Annotated in this window: 15 protein-coding genes; 6 read left to right on the top strand and 9 right to left on the bottom strand. The window is 59.4% G+C overall.

Annotated elements, in window-relative coordinates; translation table 11 throughout:
- Positions 1 to 131: 131 nt before the first annotated feature.
- Both AC1ECN_RS20680 and AC1ECN_RS20675 read left to right on the top strand, forming a co-directional pair.
- Positions 132 to 962 (top strand): sugar phosphate isomerase/epimerase family protein, encoded by an 831-nt coding sequence (locus tag AC1ECN_RS20680; RefSeq protein ID WP_130662562.1) that lies wholly within the window; start codon positions 132 to 134, stop codon positions 960 to 962.
- Between the two features lie 42 nt (positions 963 to 1004).
- Positions 1005 to 2282, top strand: coding sequence for a Gfo/Idh/MocA family protein (locus AC1ECN_RS20675; protein ID WP_130662561.1), 1278 nt, complete (start codon positions 1005 to 1007; stop codon positions 2280 to 2282).
- A gap of 28 nt (positions 2283 to 2310) precedes the next feature.
- On the opposite strand, the gene AC1ECN_RS20670 is transcribed toward AC1ECN_RS20675, so the two are convergent.
- From AC1ECN_RS20670 to AC1ECN_RS20660, 3 genes are all read right to left on the bottom strand, one after another.
- Positions 2311 to 3321 (bottom strand): hydroxyacid dehydrogenase, encoded by a 1011-nt coding sequence (locus AC1ECN_RS20670; RefSeq protein WP_130662560.1) that lies wholly within the window; start codon positions 3319 to 3321, stop codon positions 2311 to 2313.
- Positions 3318 to 5174 carry a DUF2264 domain-containing protein gene (locus AC1ECN_RS20665; RefSeq protein ID WP_130662559.1) on the bottom strand — a complete coding sequence of 619 codons (1857 nt, stop codon included), beginning with the start codon at positions 5172 to 5174 and terminating at the stop codon, positions 3318 to 3320. Before AC1ECN_RS20665 ends, AC1ECN_RS20670 begins: the two co-directional genes overlap by 4 nt.
- 130 nt (positions 5175 to 5304) lie before the next feature.
- Positions 5305 to 6324, bottom strand: a complete 1020-nt coding sequence (locus AC1ECN_RS20660) for a LacI family DNA-binding transcriptional regulator (RefSeq protein ID WP_018068696.1) — start codon at positions 6322 to 6324, stop codon at positions 5305 to 5307.
- A gap of 144 nt (positions 6325 to 6468) precedes the next feature.
- Here AC1ECN_RS20660 and AC1ECN_RS20655 point away from each other — a divergent pair, with 144 nt between their 5' ends.
- Entirely contained in the window at positions 6469 to 7755 is a 1287-nt protein-coding gene (locus AC1ECN_RS20655) for an ABC transporter substrate-binding protein (protein ID WP_130662558.1), read from the top strand.
- Positions 7756 to 7833: 78 nt separating this feature from the next.
- On the opposite strand, the gene AC1ECN_RS20650 is transcribed toward AC1ECN_RS20655, so the two are convergent.
- From AC1ECN_RS20650 to AC1ECN_RS20630, 5 genes are read right to left on the bottom strand one after another with little or no spacing between them, the layout of a single operon-like run.
- On the bottom strand, positions 7834 to 8802 hold the full coding sequence (locus AC1ECN_RS20650) for a glycoside hydrolase family 26 protein (protein WP_130662557.1): 969 nt from the start codon (positions 8800 to 8802) through the stop codon (positions 7834 to 7836).
- A 4-nt stretch (positions 8803 to 8806) separates the two neighbouring features.
- Complete coding sequence (locus AC1ECN_RS20645) at positions 8807 to 9328, bottom strand: DUF995 domain-containing protein (protein WP_130662556.1); 522 nt, start codon at positions 9326 to 9328, stop codon at positions 8807 to 8809.
- Positions 9329 to 9365: 37 nt separating this feature from the next.
- Positions 9366 to 11234, bottom strand: a complete 1869-nt coding sequence (locus AC1ECN_RS20640) for a glycosyltransferase family 2 protein (RefSeq protein WP_130673324.1) — start codon at positions 11232 to 11234, stop codon at positions 9366 to 9368.
- Positions 11231 to 12214, bottom strand: coding sequence for a UDP-glucose 4-epimerase GalE (gene galE / locus AC1ECN_RS20635; protein WP_130662554.1), 984 nt, complete (start codon positions 12212 to 12214; stop codon positions 11231 to 11233). Before galE ends, AC1ECN_RS20640 begins: the two co-directional genes overlap by 4 nt.
- Position 12215: 1 nt before the next feature.
- On the bottom strand, positions 12216 to 13238 hold the full coding sequence (locus AC1ECN_RS20630; protein ID WP_018483131.1) for a UDP-glucuronic acid decarboxylase family protein: 1023 nt from the start codon (positions 13236 to 13238) through the stop codon (positions 12216 to 12218).
- Positions 13239 to 13623: 385 nt separating this feature from the next.
- Here AC1ECN_RS20630 and AC1ECN_RS20625 point away from each other — a divergent pair, with 385 nt between their 5' ends.
- The gene (locus AC1ECN_RS20625; RefSeq protein WP_018068703.1) at positions 13624 to 13944 is read left to right on the top strand and encodes a hypothetical protein; all 321 of its coding nucleotides are present in this window, start codon (positions 13624 to 13626) and stop codon (positions 13942 to 13944) included.
- 15 nt (positions 13945 to 13959) lie between these two features.
- On the opposite strand, the gene AC1ECN_RS20620 is transcribed toward AC1ECN_RS20625, so the two are convergent.
- Complete coding sequence (locus AC1ECN_RS20620; RefSeq protein ID WP_024323129.1) at positions 13960 to 14742, bottom strand: helix-turn-helix transcriptional regulator; 783 nt, start codon at positions 14740 to 14742, stop codon at positions 13960 to 13962.
- 836 nt (positions 14743 to 15578) lie between these two features.
- Between AC1ECN_RS20620 and AC1ECN_RS20615 the strand changes: the two genes are divergently transcribed.
- A complete protein-coding gene (locus AC1ECN_RS20615; protein ID WP_018068705.1) occupies positions 15579 to 16526 on the top strand; it encodes a hypothetical protein in 948 nt (315 codons plus the stop codon).
- Between the two features lie 145 nt (positions 16527 to 16671).
- Entirely contained in the window at positions 16672 to 18696 is a 2025-nt protein-coding gene (locus tag AC1ECN_RS20610) for a hypothetical protein (protein ID WP_130662553.1), read from the top strand.
- The last annotated feature ends 10 nt before the right edge of the window (positions 18697 to 18706 follow it).

The raw sequence follows: 18706 nt of genomic DNA, 5'->3' as shown, positions 1-18706 counted from the left end.
GGCTGCTGCATAATTTTGTCCTTAAGTCGGAACCGATTTGAGGACAAAATTATGCAGCAATTCAAAATGCTACAGCGTCCTTTGCGCGTCTGAAGAGACGCGCGGCGCTGTAGTGATGGGAGGAGAATGACATGCGGGTCGAAGGACTTTCGATCAACCTGGCGACGATCCGCGAGCAATGCGGTTTCGCCGAGGCCGTCGATATCTGCCTGAAACACGGCATCACTTCGATTGCGCCGTGGCGCGACCAGGTCGCCAAGGTCGGTCTCGACGAGGCGGTGCGGATCGTCAAATCGAACGGCATCAAGCTGACCGGCCTTTGCCGCGGCGGCTTCTTCCCGGCGGCGAACGATGCCGACTGGCAGAAAAACCTCGACGACAACAGACGGGCCATCGATGAGGCGGCAGCATTTTCCGCCGATTGCCTCGTGCTCGTCGTCGGCGGTCTGCCGGGCGCTTCGAAGGATATCGTCGCAGCCCGCCAAATGGTGTTCGACGGCATCGCCGCCGTTTTGCCGCATGCACAGGCCTCGGGCGTCAAGCTCGCCATCGAACCGCTGCATCCGATGTATGCCGCCGACCGTGCCTGCGTGAACACGCTCGGTCAGGCGCTCGATATGTGCGAGCAGCTCGGCGAGGATGTCGGCGTTGCGGTCGATGTCTACCATGTCTGGTGGGATCCCGATCTTGCCAACCAGATCACCCGCGCCGGCCGCATGAAACGCATCTTCGCGCATCACATCTGCGACTGGCTGGTGCCGACAAAGGACATGCTGCTCGACCGCGGCATGATGGGCGATGGTGTGATCGACCTCAAAGGCATAAGACGGATGGTGGAGGCCGCCGGTTTCTTCGGCGCGCAGGAGGTGGAGATCTTTTCGGCCGAGAACTGGTGGAAACGCCCGGCCGACGAAGTGATCGCCACCTGCGTCGAGCGCTTCAGGAGCTGCTGCCAGGCCTAATTTTCATTATAAGTTTCATCACGCATGCAGGAGGATCATTCGATGGAGAAACGCCGTTTTGCCCTGATCGGTACGGGAAACCGCGGCACCACCATGTGGGGCAAGGATCTGCTTGCCGGCTGGCGCGAACATGTCGACCTGACCGCGATCGTCGAGAAGAATTCGCTGCGCGGCGAGCGCGCCCGCAACATGATCGGCAGCAATGCGCCGCTCTACGAAAACATTGATTCGATGCTTGCTGAGCAGAAGCCGGATCTCGTCATCGTCTGTACGCCCGACCATACGCATGACGATATCGTCGTGCGGGCGCTGGAGTCCGGCATCGACGTCATTACCGAAAAGCCGATGACGACCTCGGTCGAAAAGATTCGCCGGATTCTGGATGCCGAAAAGCGCACTGGTCGCCGGGTCGACGTGTCCTTCAACTATCGCTATGCACCGACGGCTGCGAAGATCAAGGAATTGCTGAATGCCGGCGAGATCGGCCGGGTCACGTCAGTCGATTTTCATTGGTATCTGAATACCAAGCACGGCGCCGACTACTTCCGCCGCTGGCATGCCTATACGGAGAATTCCGGCAGTCTGTTCGTCCACAAGGCAACGCATCATTTCGATCTGCTGAACTGGTATCTCGACAGCGATCCCGATGCCGTCACCTCCTTCGCCGACCTGCAGAATTACGGCCGCAAGGGCCCGTTCCGCGGCCCGCGCTGCAAGCTCTGTCCGCACGCGCATGAATGCGACTACTACCTCGATCTCGAGGCCGATCCTTTCCTCGATTCGCTTTACGAGGATCCCTCGAAGATCGACGGCTACTTCCGAGACGGCTGCGTCTTCCGCGAGGACATCGACATTCCCGATACGATGGTGGTGTCGCTCCGTCACCGCAACAACGTCCATGTCTCCTATTCGCTGAACACCTTCCAGCCGATCGAAGGCCATCACCTCGCCTTCAACGGCACCAAAGGGCGCATCGAGCTTCGCCAATATGAGGCCCAGCCCTGGGAAGAGCCGAAGGAGGACACGATCCTCCTCATCCGCAATTTCCCTGATGGTAAGGAGGCTGTGGAGCGCATCGTCGTTCCGCATTTCACCGGCGGCCATTACGGCGGCGACGACCGGATGCGCAACATGATCTTCAAACCCGATACGGAAGACAGGCTCGCCCAGCGCGCCGGCACGCGGGCGGGCGCCATGTCCGTGCTTTGCGGTATTGCCGCGCTGGAGAGCTCGCGCACCGGCAAGGTGGTCAACATTGCCGATCTCATGCCCGAACTTGCCGATGACGGTTCGCCGAATTCGCTTAGAGCGTCGCGCTGATATCATCGCCTGAGCCGCTCAACGCACCTCAGGCGATGTTTTCGAGATTTACCAGGTGGATCTGGTAGAGCAGCGGCTGGCCGGTCACGAAGCGCTCTATCTCGTCCACCGCCATCTCGCCGAGGCGCGCCCGTTCCAGCCCGATGGCGCCGGCGATATGCGGTGTCAGAAAGACATTCGGCAGATCGTAGAAAGCAGAGCCCGCCTCCGGGATCTCCGGATCGGTGACATCGAGGACCGCGTCGATGCGGCCGGTCTTCAGCGCCGAAAGCAAGGCGGCCTCATCGATGAGAATGCCGCGCGCCGTGTTGATGAGCGTCGCGCCGTCCTTCATCAGCGACAGCCTTCGCGCATCGATCATATGCTGTGTCGACGGCAGCGACGGCGCATGCAGGGAAACGATATCCGCTTGCCGCATCAATTCGTCGAGATCGACCTTTTCCGTTCCGAGGGCCGCTGCCTCGGCGGCATCAAGCGTCGGGTCGGCGAGCAGCAATCTATAGTCAAAGGGTTTCAGGAGCTCGATCACGCGCCGGCCGATGCGCGACGCGCCGACGATACCGACGGTGCGGCGGTAATTTCCGATCGCTTCGCGCTGCATCGGATGGGTCCGATTGCGGTTGCGATCGGCGACGTAGAGATCGCGAAAACGGAAGACCCGCTTGCCGGCGAAAATGATCGCCGCCAGCGTGAATTCGGCCACCGGAACGGCATTGGCCTCGGCCGAATGGCTGACCGGGATACCGGCTTCGAAGATGGCGTCGTCGATGACGCCCTTTACCGTGCCCGCCGCATGGACGATGAGCTTAAGATGCGGCGCCGCGGCGGGGATTTCGGGCCCGACATAAGGCCCGCCCCAGCCGGTGATCAGGATTTCGGCTTGGGCCAGCAGACGCCTCGCGCGCTCGTCGTCGAAGCGCTGCAGCGGCTTGGAATCCAGCAGGCGACCGAAGCCGCTCAGCCGGCGCAGGAGCTCATCCGGCAGGACATGCTCCGTGCGCGACGGTTGCATGGCAAGGACAATGGCCGGCTGGCTCATGGCATTTGTCCCGGCGCTTCGATGGCGCTGACCGTCACGCCCTTTTCCTTCACCAGGGCCTCCAGCGTTGCCATGTCAGGCACTTTCGGCGGGATCGTCCAGACAGACGAGACAGCAGCGGGATCGTCAAGTGCGAGCACCGCCGTAACCAGGATTGTTTCACCGGCCGGAATCTGCCCGCGTAGCTGCGGCACGAGGGTTTTCGCGACGATCACATTGGTGTTGGGCATTGCCTTCTGGACAATACCCGAACGTTTGACCGAAGAGCCGAGATCGAGAATGCCGGTGAAATCGGCTTCGCCGATCGCATAGGCAACCCCACCTGAAGCGGACAGCGTGTCCAGCTCGAAATCCCGGCGGCCGATGGCAAATCCGCCTTCGGCAATCCGCAGCGGCCCGCTTGTCCTGATCCGGTGGAGGCGGATATGCCAGGGATCGGCGGGCACGAGCCAGGTTTCGACGTCGACATCGGCAAAAGGCGACCATTTCGCATACAGCACGTCGCCTGCGAGCTTGGCTTCCTCGTTCGTTTCGCGGACGCGGTAGTGCAGGCCGTCATCGCTGAAGGCAAGCGCTGAATCGAAGGCGGCAAGTGCAAAGGCACGCTCATCGGCCTCCACGCTAAAGCCGTAGCGAGTGGAATAAGCGAACTTCGCGTATTTTTCCGAGCCGCACCGCATCTGCAGGTTTTCCTGGCCGGAAGACAGCGCCACGACATCGCCGCCCGCCCGCATGATCACCATGCCGGGATGACGCTGGGGGACGACATCAGGAGCCTGCTCCGGCTCCTGTTCCGTAGCGGTCCAGAACGGATGATCCTCGGGGATCGCCAGCGGCAGAAAGGCCTTGAAGGCCCAGTAGGGCGAGCCGGCGGAATTGTAGCTCTCCGACATCAGCAGGTTCGGATAGCCGAAGCCGATCGACAGCACACCGTCGCGATCGGCAATCGGCTTGTCCTTCCACCAGCGTAGATGTTGCAGGCAGAGATGCTTGACCTCCCCCCAAGGCAGAGCCTCGACATCGGCAAAGGCGAGCGCCGACCAGAAGCCGGCGCAGGCAAAGCGATAGGTCAGGCTGCGGCCGAAGGGGATCGTCGCCCCGTCAGCGGCAAACCAGTGCCGGAAATCCCGGGCGAAGAGGACCGCGCGCTCGCGGTAGCGCTTTGCATAATCGTCGTCGACGAGCTTCGAATAGATCAGGCCATAGAAATGCATGGCGAAGGGAATGTAGTGGTCGATGCGGCGGACGTTTCCGTCACGATACCAGCCGTCGCCGATATAGAAGCCTTCGAGCTCCTCGAGATATTGCCGCGTCAGGCTGCGGTCGAAATCGGCGCCGAGACGATCGAGCGCGATATCGACGAAGATCCGGAAGAATTTCCAGTTGTTGTCGGCATAGTCGAACTGCCGGGCATGCTTGAGATAGGCGACGACATTGCCGCGGGCGCGCGCATCGAGCGGCTCCCAGATCTTTTCGGGCACCAGCGCCAAGGCAAAACCGAGAGCGGCAAGCTCGACCATCCGCTGATCGCGGCCGTTGACCGTTCCCCAATATTCGGGATTGGCGGGATCGGTGCCGTTTGCGAGGCCTTCGGCAAAACGATGCCAATAGGCGAAGTCGCCATTGCCGGCGCCAAGCGGCGCCAATCCCCAGAGCGGGCGGGCGAAGCCTTCGAGATCGGCCGCCGCCCGGTCGAAATGGGCGGCGCCGCCATTGAGGGTGACGCGGGCATTACCCTTCGAGAAACAGGCAAGCAGCGGATCGAAGAGCGCAAGCAGGGCGCGGCTCATATCGGCGCGACTTTCCAGCGGATTGCCGGCGAGCGGGTTGGCGCTGGCGGGATCATAGGGCATCGGTATCACTCACGGGTTCTAGAGCATGATGCCGAAAAATGTGAGCGGTTTCGGACGATATCATGCTCTAACTCTTTATTTTAGAACAGGATTCAGATTTTAGGCCGACTTGGCCTAAAATCATCCTGTTCTAGGCGTTCGGAACAGTCCCTCCCGGAATGGGAACGACCGCCTGGCAGATGTGGCGGGCAGAGGCTGTCCTGTTGCGGAAACGGGACAGCATCAGGGAAACGGCCTCGCGCCCGAGGGCAGCGCGGTCGACACGCATGGTGGAAAGCTGCGGATTGGTCATCTGCGCGCAGGGCAGATCGTCGAAGCCGACAATCGCGAAATCCTCCGGCACACGCAGCCCGGCCTCGGTGACGGCCTCGAGGACGCCGACGGCAATGAAGTCATTCATGCAGAAGGCGGCAGTAAAACCGGCATTCTCGGCAAGTGCTGCTGCCGTGCGTTCATGCGCCTCTCGGCTGGCGCTGCCTTGAAGTGTCAAGGACACCAGACGGCCCTCGGCGCCGGGGACGGCAGCGATCGCCGCCTCGAAACCGCGCACGCGCTCGCGGATCGTGTGGCGGTGGGAGCCGCTCAGATGCAGGATGCGACGATGGCCGGCTTCGGTCAGCCGGCGGGTGGCCTCGTAGGCGCCAAAGAAATTAGCCGGCGAAACGCCGTCAAACTGCATCCTTGGATCAGTGCCGTTGACAAGAACGGTCGGTGTCATGCTGGCTTGCAGCCAGCCGCGCAACATCTCGTTCGGATCGATACCGACGAGAAAGAGACCTTCGGCCCCAGCCGTCTGCATATAGTCCCGCACGGCATCCGGGGTGGTTCGATCCTCGCGGACCAACCGGACGTCGAAGGGCATGCCCGCTTCGGCAGCGCCGGCGCGCAGGCCGTCGACAATGGCTTCATAGAAGACGCTGAGAGTGCCGGTGACGCCGTCGCTGGCAATCAACGCCAGCCCGCCGGCAACGGCTTCGGAAGCCGGTTTGACGGGATAGCCGTGCTCGGCTGCCACCTTCAATATCTGGCGGCGGACGGTTTCGCTGATACCAGGTTCGTTGGCGAGCACGCGCGACACCGTGGAGACGGAGACCCCGGCCAATGTAGCTATATCGGCCTGACGCGGCCGTCTGATCTTTTGGTCGTTCATAGGCAAACATTATGCAAGTAATGCAAATTTGCAAGAAAATGCTTACTTCTTGCAATAAAATTTTTTTTGCGTAATCTGTTTGCCGAAGTGCCCGATAACGCCGTTGGAGGATGGCAGCGGGCAGTTGGGACAAGGAGGATAATCATGCAGGTCAATCGCCGTTCATTTCTGATGGGTTCAGCCGGTGCGGCCGCTGGTCTCGCCCTCGGCGCCGGAAGCGCCATTCCGGCCTTTGCCGAAGGCGCACAACTGCGTGCCATGTGGTGGGGGTCCAACGACCGCGCCAAGCGCACGCTCGATGTTGCCAAGCTTTATCAGTCGAAGACGCCTGGCGTCACTCTCGTCGGCGAATCGCTGTCGGGCGACGGCTACTGGACGAAGCTCGCAACACAGATGGCTGGCCGCTCGATCGCCGACATCTTCCAACTCGAGCCAGGAACGATCTCAGACTATTCGAAGCGCGGCGCCTGCCTGCCGCTCGATGAATTCGTCCCTTCCACGCTGGACGTTAAGTCCTTCGGCGCCGACATGCTGAAACTGACCACCATTGACGGCAAGCTCTATGGTGTTGGCCTCGGCCTCAACTCCTTCTCGATGTTTTTCGACACCGTCGAATTCGAAAAGGCGGGCATCCCGCTGCCGACGCCCGATCTCACCTGGGATGAGTATGCCAAGCTCGCCGTTGAACTCGCCAAGTCTTCCGGCAAGGGCGGCGGCCCCTATGCGGCGCGCTACGCCTACGTGTTCGATGCCTGGCTGCGCCAGCGCGGCAAAAGCCTCTTTGCGAGGGAAAGCGTTGGGCTCGGCTTCACGGCCGACGATGCCAGGGAATGGTTCGACTACTGGGAGAAACTGCGTAAGGCGGGCGGCACCGTTGCTGCCGACGTGCAGACGCTCGATCAGAACACGATCGACACCAATTGCCTTGGTCTCGGCAAATCGGTGATCGGCATGGCCTATTCAAACCAGATGATCGGCTATCAGCTGATCATCAAGAACAAGCTCGGTATCACCATGCTGCCGCGCGAAAAGAAGGGCGGTCCATCCGGCCATTATTACCGTCCGGCACTGATCTGGAGTGTGGGCGCTACGACCAAGCAGGGCGAAGCTGCTGCGAAGTTCATCAGCTTCTTTGTCAACGATCCCGAAGCCGGCAAGATTCTCGGTGTGGAACGCGGCGTGCCAATGTCGCCTACCGTGCGCGAAGCCATCCTGCCGCAGCTCAACCCGACGGAGCAGGAAACGGTCAAATACGTGAACCTGCTCAAGGATCAGGTCGGCGAGTATCCGCCGCCGGTGCCGATGGGAGCAACCCAATTCGACCAGCGCGTGCTGCGCCCGCTTTGTGACGAACTCGCCTTCGAACGGATTTCGCCCGCCGATGCGGCGACCCGGCTCATCGAAGAGGGTAAGGCAACGATCAAGGGATGATCGGTCGCCCGACATGAGGAGAGGCCCGCAACACCCCGGCGGGCCTCTCCGTTTTTCAGGCCTCTGTTTTCCGGACTATCAGTTGCCCAGGTTTTCGACCACGCGCCAGTCCGGCCGGCCAAGATCGAACGGCCATGCATGCACATCCTGGTCGTTGAAATAGACGACCTCCTGCAGATTCGGGAAGGCGCTCTGCTTCAATGTGGCAGTTTCGATCCACGGCCTGATATAGGCGTCGCCGCCTTCATAGCCGAGCTCCGCCACCCAGATCGGCTTTCCGTAGCCGGCGACGAGATCATAGCCCTGCTTCAGTGCTTCCGAGAACGTCCGGTGCTCCTTGTAGGCAAGCTCGTCGTAGCGCTGCAGGCCGAAGACCGAGAGCCCGACGAGATCGACATAATCGTCGCCGGGATAGTAGGCCTGAAGGCCAGGCTCTCCCTTCGGCGACCACATGAGCTGTGTGCCGGGCGCCTCCTTGCGGACGATGTCCATCATCCGCTTGTAGGCCGTGATATAGTCCTGCGGGCTCCAGCCAGACCAGGAAAACCGCCCTGACTTATCCTCCATCTCCTGTCCCCAGCGGACAATCACCGGGCTTTTCAGCTCGGATATCATATGCGCGATCGAACGCATGTTGACATCGTAGTCACCGCGCAGGACCTTGGCGCGAAGTTGAGCGGAGGTTAGCCGCCAGTCGACGTCCCAGGACCACGGCTCCACAGTGATCAGCAGGTTGCGGCCTCTCGCCAGCGCATAGGCATCGGCGACCCGCAAGGTTTCCAGGTCGACGTCCTCCCACGGCAGGAACAGGGCTTCGGTCGCGACATTCGCCTGCGCGCCGAAATCGCCGTGCGGATCGTAGGCCCCGAACTTGATGCCGTCGGCATGAACGACGGGGCGCTTGTCGATGATCGCCTGCACGGCCGCCGCCGGGTTTGGGGCAATACCCGCATATTGCACTTCGCTCCGGCCCGGCAGATCCGCGACACACAACAGCAGCAACGCAATCGCGGTGGTCGAGAGGTTGTTTTTCATTAGCTTCTTCATGGCTTCACCCTCCTTTTCGGGCTATTTCCTGGCTCAGCAGGACCTGCTTCAGTTCGCGCGCCTTCGCGCTCACCGTATCCATGGGAACGAGCTTGCCGAACTCGTCATCCGGGAGCACCGATGCATGGCGGAAGACGTACCACTTGCCGTCCGGCTGGCGCCGCTGATAGATCGTGTTGCCGATCTTGCGGTGACCGAAACAGGTGCTGGCGCGGGCCGCACCCTCGGCATTCGTCCAGGTGGCACGCATGCAGAGCTGACCGAGATCGTCGACCACCCATCTGCCTTCGGCGAAGGACGGCTTCCCCTTGTCATTGCTCCAGGCGACGAACCGCCGGCCGTCATCGAAGAAACGGCCGCCGCCGGTGTTCCAGGTCCAGGTCTTGTCGCCGTAGATACGATAGAGCTCATAGGCGCTGACCGGCGTTGGCGCTTTCGTTTTGGCGACCTCTGCGCCATGTGCCGCCATTGGCAGGCACAGGCTGAGAGCGAGCGCCGCTCCGTATAGTCTCGATCCGATACTCATTACATCCTCCTACTCGACACTTGCCGGTTCCGCCGGCTCAGACACCTTGTTCGTCCCGTCCCGTGCTTCCGAACCCATTCCATCTGAGGCGGAACTTCACGATCCTGGTCTTGCCACCGCCGACACCGGCACCGGCCACGGCAAACTGTGATTGGCTGAAACTGATGAACGTCTGGCCGTGGGAAAGGGCCTCGAGGCTGCGCAGACCATGGCTGCCCGCCTGCATGCCGCCGGTGATGCAAATCGCAAGCCCCATGGCTGTCGCAAGCCACAGCCCGCGTGATTGCGGCAGCCGCGGCAGATCGTTCTCGATTGCATGGCGAATGACGATCAGCACTGTCAGCGACAGATAGATCGAAAGATTTATCGCAGCGAAAACATAAAAGCCCTGAGCGGCCGCGGCCTCACTGGCCAGTGCCACGGCGGCTGCGCACAGTCCGGCGAGCCCTATATAGGGCGCGATGACGCGCAACGGCAAAGACCGCTGCTGCTGCCTTCCCTTCGGCGTGATGCGGAAATCGACGAAAGAGCCACAGATATAGTCGCGAAGCGCGGCGAGGCTGCCGGCAAGCGACCACGGCCAGCGCAGGAAGATAAAAGCAAGCCCTTCCCAGCCGAACAGTTTCGCATCGTGCGGCCTGAAGGTTCCCGTGGCCCGCCAGAAGAAGGCAAACAGCGTCAGCACGACCGATATCGGCACAAAATGCAGCAGGAAATCCGGATAGGTCACATTGACGAAGACTTGGCCCGTCATCAAGGCGGCAACCGGCAGCAGGAACATCACGGCCATGAAGGCGGAGAAGAGCGGATACCACAGCTGCGAGAACACGAACTGAAATCTCAGTCTCCAGGGCAGGTGCATGATGTAACGGCGGGAATGTTGCAGCAGGATCGTGACGAGGCTGCGCGACCACTGGAATTCCTGGACGACGAGATCAGTGAAGTTCGCTGGTCCGTCGCCATGAGCGATCGCATCGACGGCATGCACGCCACGCCAGCCGCCGGCATTCATCATCAGCGTTGTCGAATGGTCTTCCGCAAGTTCTGGGCCGAGGCCACCGATCTGGCGAAGGGCTGATGTGCGAACCGCATAATGGGAACCGATGCACAGCGGCGCCCAGCCATTGTTGTAACCGGTCTGCAGCGAACCGTGCAGGCTTGCCTCGGCATAGAGCCTGCCGCGCGCCGCCCAGCTTGCGCCGGCATTGGCATCGCAGATGCTGGGAGCGGAGACATAGCCGATCTCGGGATCTGCAAAGGGGCGCAGGACTTCACGGAGGTAGGTTGGCGTCGGTACATGGTCGGCATCGAACTGGGCGACGAAGTCATAGCGCGCATAGCCGAAATGGTCGTAGAAATAGGCAAGGTTGCCTTCCTTGCAACGCGTCCGACGCGGCCAGGTGGTGCGATGATACTCCGCCACGCCCTTTCGGGTGGAGATCAGCACGCCGTGCGCCGCACACCAGCGCCTGGTTTCCTCCGAAGGATCCTCGTCGGCCAGCCAGACATCGAAATCGACGCCGGTCTGGTCGAGCATCGCCTGCAGCGTGGCGCGAACGACGGCAAAGGGTTCGGACGGCGCCTTGGTGACGACCATTGCCACCCGCCCTTCCGGCAGTCCTGCCCGAGCGCTGACCGTTCTCGCGTCGAGGAAGATCAGGATAAAATAGGCCGGCACGAGCGTGATCCAGGCAAGCACGAGGGTGATAAGCACGAAGGCGGCCCAGGAAATGATATGGGCAGACTGGCACCACCAGATCCAGAAATAACCGAGTGCTGCCAGCCAGCAGAGGATGCCGAAGCCATAGGCGACGCGGTTCCAGCCGGTGAAAACAGGATCGAATGCATCAGCCGCGGCGGCCTTCGCCGTCCTGACGCTGTGACCGACTTGCAGAGCGTCGCTCATGCCGTCACCTCCAGTCCGAAGGTGGGGCCGGCGGTGCGGATGATCGTATCGATGTCCGACAAAACTGGCGAGAAACCGAGCTCCGCCTTCGCCCTTGCGGTATTGGCAAAGAGGATCGGCGGATCGCCGGCACGGCGGGCGCGATAATTCACGGGGACTTCACGGCCGCTCGCGCGATAGATCGCCTCGAGAATCTCGCGTACCGAAGTGCCCCGGCCAGAGCCGAGATTGACGCTGAGCGAGCCGCCGCCCGCCATCAGGTGATTGACGGCGGCGAGATGCGCCTGGGCGAGATCGCTGACATGAACATAATCGCGAACACAGGTTCCATCCTCTGTCGCATAATCGGTGCCGAAGATATCGAGCCGCTCCAGCCTGCCGGCGGCGGCAAGAAGAGCGCGAGGGATGAGATGGGTCTCGGGGTGATGGCGCTCGGCAAGCTCGCCATCGGGATCGGCGCCGGCCGCATTGAAATAACGCAGCGCGGCAAAGCGGATACCATAGGCAGCGGCAAAATCCTCAAGCGCCATCTCGAAGATCAGCTTGGTGCGCCCATAGGGATTGATCGGGTGCTGTGGGCTTTCCTCCCGAATCGGCAGCGAGGCGGGAATGCCATAGGTGGCGCAGCTGCTCGAAAAGACGATCCGCTCGATGTCCTGATCGAGGCAGGCCTCGAGCAGCGTCAGGCTGCCGACGACATTGTTCCGGTAGTATTTCCTGGGCATGTCGACGGATTCGCCGACATAGGCATTGGCACCACAATGGATGACGCAATCGGGCGAAAACTCTGCAAGGGTCCGGCGCAACGTGGCGGCGTCGGCAAGCTCTGCCCGGATGAGCGGGCCCCAGCGGACGCTGTCGGCATGTCCCGTCGAGAGATTGTCGTAGGTGACGGGGATCATGCCGGCGCGCGACAACGCTTTGCAGATATGACTGCCTATGAAACCGGCGCCGCCGGTAACGAGAATGTAGCGGGGCATCTCATACGACCTCCGCCTTCTCTGTGCCGGCCAGCAGTCCGTCGAAATATTCGACGGTGCGAGCCAGGCCAGCTTCGAGCCCGATGCGAGGCTTCCAGCCAAGATCGGCCATGGCCCGGGAAATATCCGGCCGCCGCTGACGAGGGTCGTCGGTGACCGCAGGCAGGTGGACGATCCGGGAACGCGAGTTCGTGAGGTCTCGAATGATTTCCGCCAGACGTCGAACGGTCATTTCGGCTGGGTTGCCGAGGTTGATCGGACCGTTGCAGGCGCTGCCGGCAGCCGAAAAACGTAGGAAACCCTCAATGAGGTCGTCGACATAGCAGAAAGAACGGGTCTGCTGACCATCGCCATAGATCGTCAGGTCGGCATTGCGCAGGGCCTGAACGATAAAATTGGAAACCACCCGCCCGTCGTCCAGGCGCATGCGCGGTCCGTAGGTATTGAAGATGCGGCCGACCTTGATGTCGACACCGTAAGTCCTATGGTAATCGAAGAACAGCGTTTCGGCGCTGCGCTTGCCTTCGTCGTAACAGCCGCGCGGTCCGATCGGGTTGACATTGCCGCAATAGGATTCGTGCTGCGGGCTCTGAGTCGGGTCGCCATAGACTTCCGACGTCGACGACTGGACGACGATCGCACCGGTCTTTCGCGCGCAATCAAGGGTATTGACGGCGCCAAGCACGTTGGTGAGCAGCGTTCCCACAGGATCCCGCTGATAATCGGGCGGAGAGGCGGGGGAGGCGAAATTGAAGATGAGCGACGCATCGATATCGAAGGGCTGCCTAACATCGTGCTCGACGATGCGGAAGCGGGTGTTCGAAGCAAGATGAGCGACATTCGCACGGCGGCCGGTCGAAAAATTATCGAGGCATGTGACGCTGTGGCCGCGCTGCAGGAGCCTTTCGCAGAGATGTGAACCGAGGAAGCCGCCCCCGCCATTCACAAGAACGGTGCGTCGCCCTTGGAGCACCGGTATGCCTGACACTTTAGAATAGCCTTCGTTGGGAACGAAACTACGCATTACAAACTCCTTCCCAGGTATTTAGTCTTTTGTTTTATTTATGCACTGCTTGCCTCCGTTACCCGCTCTGGATATTCATAAAACTGAGCGTCCATACATGAATAACTTTGTAGTTACTCTCCGGATACCGAATTACTATTAAAATAATACAACGAATGTTAGCAAGGTCAACTTGAAAAATTCCCGCCATCCAAAATAATTACGCAAGTATACTTTAAAGTAACAAATGATTAATCACTTTCAACGCTTTGCGACCAATACGCCTCATCCGCCTCTCAAGCTTCACTCAATGCAGCTAATATACGAGGGAAGTCGGGAGATCGGCGGAGCTCAACGGCACGGCCGGTCTTGCATCCGGAAGCGCCATATGCGAGGGGTTTGGGCTATGTTGAAAAAACAAGATGCAGCGCAGCTGAAAGGCTGGTGTCTTCGCTTGGCGATGTTCGTGGGGGGAACGACGCTTATGGCGATCGGACCAACGGCCTGCGCGGTTGTTGATGACGATATCGCCGTCGTCGCGAAGAAGAATATCGTCGTTGCCGAGGCTCCGCGCGTCTCGAAGGCCTACGCCTATCCGGAAAATCATGCCGAGCGCCCGGCCGGGGTAACGGCCCGCGCTGTCGCCTATCACGGCTCAGCGCCTTATATCTGCTCTCCAAGCGGCTTCGGACAGAAGTCGCGCTGCTTTGCGCGTCCTTCTATCTGAAACAATATCGCTACATCAATTGCGCCACCGGCCAGACATGTCGTCTTCGCCGGCGGGATGCTCATTGAAGAAGCGGGATGCCGCTTCCGTGCGGTTTCGGACGTTCATCTTCTTGTAGATGTTGCGGACGTGAACCTTCACGGTGTTTTCGGAAAGATGCAGCTTGTCGGCGATGATCTTGTTCTGCGTCCCCTTGCAGATGAGATCCAGGATCTGAACCTCCCGGGTGGTCAAAGCGGAGATACTGTCGCGTCTCAGCTTGAGCGCATTGTTGCGGGCCGCATCGACCGATTTTGTCTGATAGAGCGAAGGTTCCAGCTGGGCGTTCTTGTTGTTGAGACGGTTGAGAAGTGCTGACGGAAAATGTTCGCCGCCCTTCATCAGTAGATCCACAGCGGCCATGAAGACGTCGAGCCGGAGATTGAGCGGCAGGACACCATCGATGATCCTTGCCTCGACCAGCCGGCTGACATAGGGCTCGAGCATATCGATCGCTTCTACGACAAGTCCGATCGAGGTTTCAGGGTGGTTTTCGCGGGCAGCCTGCAGCGCTTCATGAAGCTCGGGGCCGGGTATATGATAGAATAAAACAAGCTTCATATCGCTGGTATCTTTTTCCAGCATTGGCTTTGTGCTCGTTATGCTTGCTACTTCACAGTTCGGAAATTTCTTTGCCAGTGCTTCTACCATGCATTCTGAAAACAGATCCGCCTTGGCTACCACTAGTATAGTATCTCCAGACTGACTTAACTTCCTTCCTTGGTCCGCATTCTCCATTCCAGACCCTGTCATGAACATATACGCCTCCCCTAGCGTTACACTTTACTCAAACGTGGAGCGATGGCGGGTATTGGATAGTATGAAATGTCGATCCCGGATGTCATCGCCTTATTTTTTAGACATTTCTTAATTATGTTAATACGGATTGAGAAGGAAGGAAATGGCCCAAAGTGATTAGTTTTAGCGGACGAAAAACGATACGATACAAAGCCTTGGTTGTATTTTCATTGCGATAGATACTTCAAGGCTATATTTGCTCTGACTATAGATAATCAGCTTAATGTAATATTTCAGTACAAATTGTCATACTTTCGTCATGCAGGGTGGCCGGATATAGGACGGGGAAGAGATTCCCCTCAACCCGGCAGCGAATGCCGGGAGCCCCGGATTCTCGTTGCCCGCCAACCCTCCCGCCGAAGAGATCTTAGCGCTCCGGCGACAGGGGCTACCCAGGGCTAGCCAGGCATGGCAGATCCGCCTTAGCCCGAATTGGTATCTATCGGATCCGCATTTTTTCCAGCAGTCTGTGATCGTCACCCAAGTGGCGACATGGAAAATCCGTGTATTGTTTTGCGTTTTGATACATGGCCTCCATTTAGGGCAACCCAAACGAAAATTAAGCCTGAATACTCCTTATCCTTCTCAGGATGAGGAGCCGGATATGTGCGGCCTTGTACTGAGTGCGTACGTTCCCAATACCAACGATTTGATCAACAAATCGCGATGAAGCTGCAGATGACACGTATCGAATACATCTGCCGATGTTAACCGCATCGGAGCGAGCGCGAGTAAAATCCCATTTGAGATGAGAGGGATTTCGAAAAGCTGCTCCGGTTTTTTTCTGGAGGACTGCAGTGTCTGACGAAACCGAAATCACCAAGGTCGGGGCGCTTGCCGACGGCTTTGCCAACAGCGCTATCAATTCGACTGAAATCGAAGACGATTCGACCGGTTATGTCGGCGGCGTCGCCAATGGGGACAATCGCGACAATACCGACAACAGTGTAGATGTGGACGTCAAGGCCGAGCTCTCCGCCAATAATGGCGACAACCGCGACAACGAATATGACTGGAGCAACAAGTCCGACGACGATACGAGCACCAAGACCACGACGATCACCGATACCGACACCAAAACCGATTACGACTGGAGCTATGACAGCAAGTCGTACAGCGACAACGACACCGACACCAAGACGATCACGGACACCGACACGAAGACGGTGACAGACACCGACATCAAGACCATTACGGATACGGATACCAAGACGGTCTCCGACAGCAACAACACCTCCGACAGCTTCAACAAGACGGATACCGACTTCGCCGTCATCGAAGACGTCAAGGACTTCGACAACCTCGGCGTTGCCGGCCACGACCTCACCTTCAACCTCGGCGACGACTTCTCTTTCACTCTCGACGTTGACAGCATCCTCAACAATTCGCTGTCCGGCGCGGGCAACGACAGCGGCTTCAGCGCCGTCCAGGCGAACCATCTGGCCGACCAGGACCAGGCCTGGAACATCAAGATGGACAATGGCGGGGCCGAGAACCATCTGAAGGCCGATGGCGGCCACGCCGATAGTGCCGAAGGCATGGAGATGGACGGCAAGGGCTGGGATCTCAAGGCTGGCGACGATGCCAATGGCTCGAGCACGGCCGACGCTTCGGCAATCCTTGCCAATTCCGGCTTCCATCTCGAGCTTGTTCAGGGTGCGAACCTGCTCAGCAACACAATCGACTCCAGCGTCATCGGCGGCAATTCTCATGTCTCCGACGTCGGCGAGGATACCAGCACCTGACACGGACCTCCAACGACCAAGACGAACTGCACCGGCCCGGCCGGTGCAGTTTGACTGCTTGAAAACGGTTTGACGACCACACCACGGCGCCCAACGAGGGGGCACCCGCAAGGCCGATCGTCATTTCGAATGGGAGGGCCGAACCATGCATATCGAGAAGATTTCGGAAATCATTGCGCACTTCATCGGTCTCTTCGAGATGACGACCGACGAGATGAGGTTGCGCACCAACTATGCTGAAGGCGCAGGACCGGGCGCGGATGGACCCGCTCTGCCGGATCAGGATGCCTATACCGCTGCCTTCTCTTCCGATCTTCAGCTCAAGGACTATGATCCGGGCGTCATTTACAAAAGCGGCAGTTACGATATCGAGTATGGTCCGGCACGCCATTTAGGTCGCGTCTTCGAAGACAGTCTCGAGAAGCTGGCGGCGATTGCCGCAAAGGATATCCCGTTACCGCATTTCGGCGATCCTACGGATATCGTGCTCACGGATGAGCCGGAACTGACCGTCTTTGCCGGGCCTGGCTCGGCGATCAGTCATGCCATCCAGGTCAACGTCCTCTACGACGACGATTATCTCGATATGACGAGCAGCGTCCATGCACCGCGAGACACGAGTTTCGTCATCGAGCAGCTCGCGGACCTCAGCACCAAGGCCGAGATCTTCACGCCTTTTGCGAGCCTCCACCGAACCGACACCTATGATGGCGCGCTGAAGATCGCCGAGGATCTCGAAAGCTATATTCAGAATGCCCAGAACACAGAGGACAGCGGCACAACTTCGCTCGGCACCGACGCGACGCATAATTTCGTCCGCGTCGATCCCGAGGTCAACGACACCGTCTACGTCAACGGCAAGGCCGAGACCGATATACCTGTCCTCGACGACTTCCTGCCCGACCGTGGTCTCGCCAAGCTCCAGGAAGAACCCGACGACAACAATACATCCGTCGAGCAGACCGACCCGACTGGCAACAGCCTTGATGTGACCGCCGGTGCAAATCTCCTTGTCAACGTCGCCTCAGTGATCAATACCGGCGTCATCGCCTCGGTCACCGCGGTGATGGGCAACTACCACCAGGTCGACGCGATCTCCCAGACCTTTGTCTACAGCGATCACGACGAATTCGCCTCGGCGCTGCACGCATCCGGCCATTCGGCCGAGGAGGCGGGAACGGTCGCCAAGAATATCGCCCTCTTCGAACACAGCACCTTCGAAGCATCGAGCCACGCCGACACCGATGCTGCCGAGCCGACGTTCCCGAGCAGCTGGCGCGTTAGCGTCATCGACGGCGACGTCTCCGTTGTACAGTGGATCGAGCAATATCACTTCGTCAGCGACAACGACACGATGACGGTCACCACCTCCGGATCCGAAACCACGGTTCTGACGGGCGGCAATACCTCCATCAACTTCTCCTCCTTTTTCGGGATGGGCATGCAGTATGATCTGGTGATCATCGGCGGCAACGTGCTCGACATCAACAGCATCACGCAGATCTCGCTGCTCTACGACAATGACTGGGTGCGGGCCGAAGACGGCGCCGACATACAGACGGGCAACAACCTGATCTGGAATTTCGCCTCAATCCACAATGTCGGAACGGACAGCCCATTCGCGGCCATGCCGGACTATATTGTCGAGACGCAGAAGGCGATCGAAGACCGCGATCCCAATATGCCCGAAGGGCTGTCGTTCGACGTGAATTTCCAGGGATATGCCGGTCTCAATGTGCTCTACATCACCGGCAATCTCTACGACATGACGATCATAAAGCAGGTCAGCATTCTCGGCGATTCCGATGATGTGACTCAGGCGGCATCGGCCATCCTCGACATCAATCCCGATGCAACGGTAACGATCGACACAGGCAGCAATGCTGTCATCAACATCGCCGAGATCGTCGACTACGACAGTTTCGGCCAGACGACCTATCTGGCAGGCCAGCTCTATTCAGACGCCATCCTCATTCAGGGCGGGCTGGTGGAGCATGACACGACCGAGCCGCAGCCGGCCGACGACAGGCTCGCCAACGAAGTCATTGCCTTTCTCGATAACGACGATCCGGGGGGCAGCGATTCTGCGGACGGCGTCATAAATGCCGGGCATGATTTTTCATGGTCGTCGGCGCACCCCGCCGACGTAATGCAAGCCATGGTCGCGTGACCTTGAGTAT

The sequence above is a fragment of the Rhizobium sp. 01N447_2 genome, from assembly GCF_056399245.1.
This window is presented reverse-complemented; position numbering and strand designations above follow the sequence as displayed.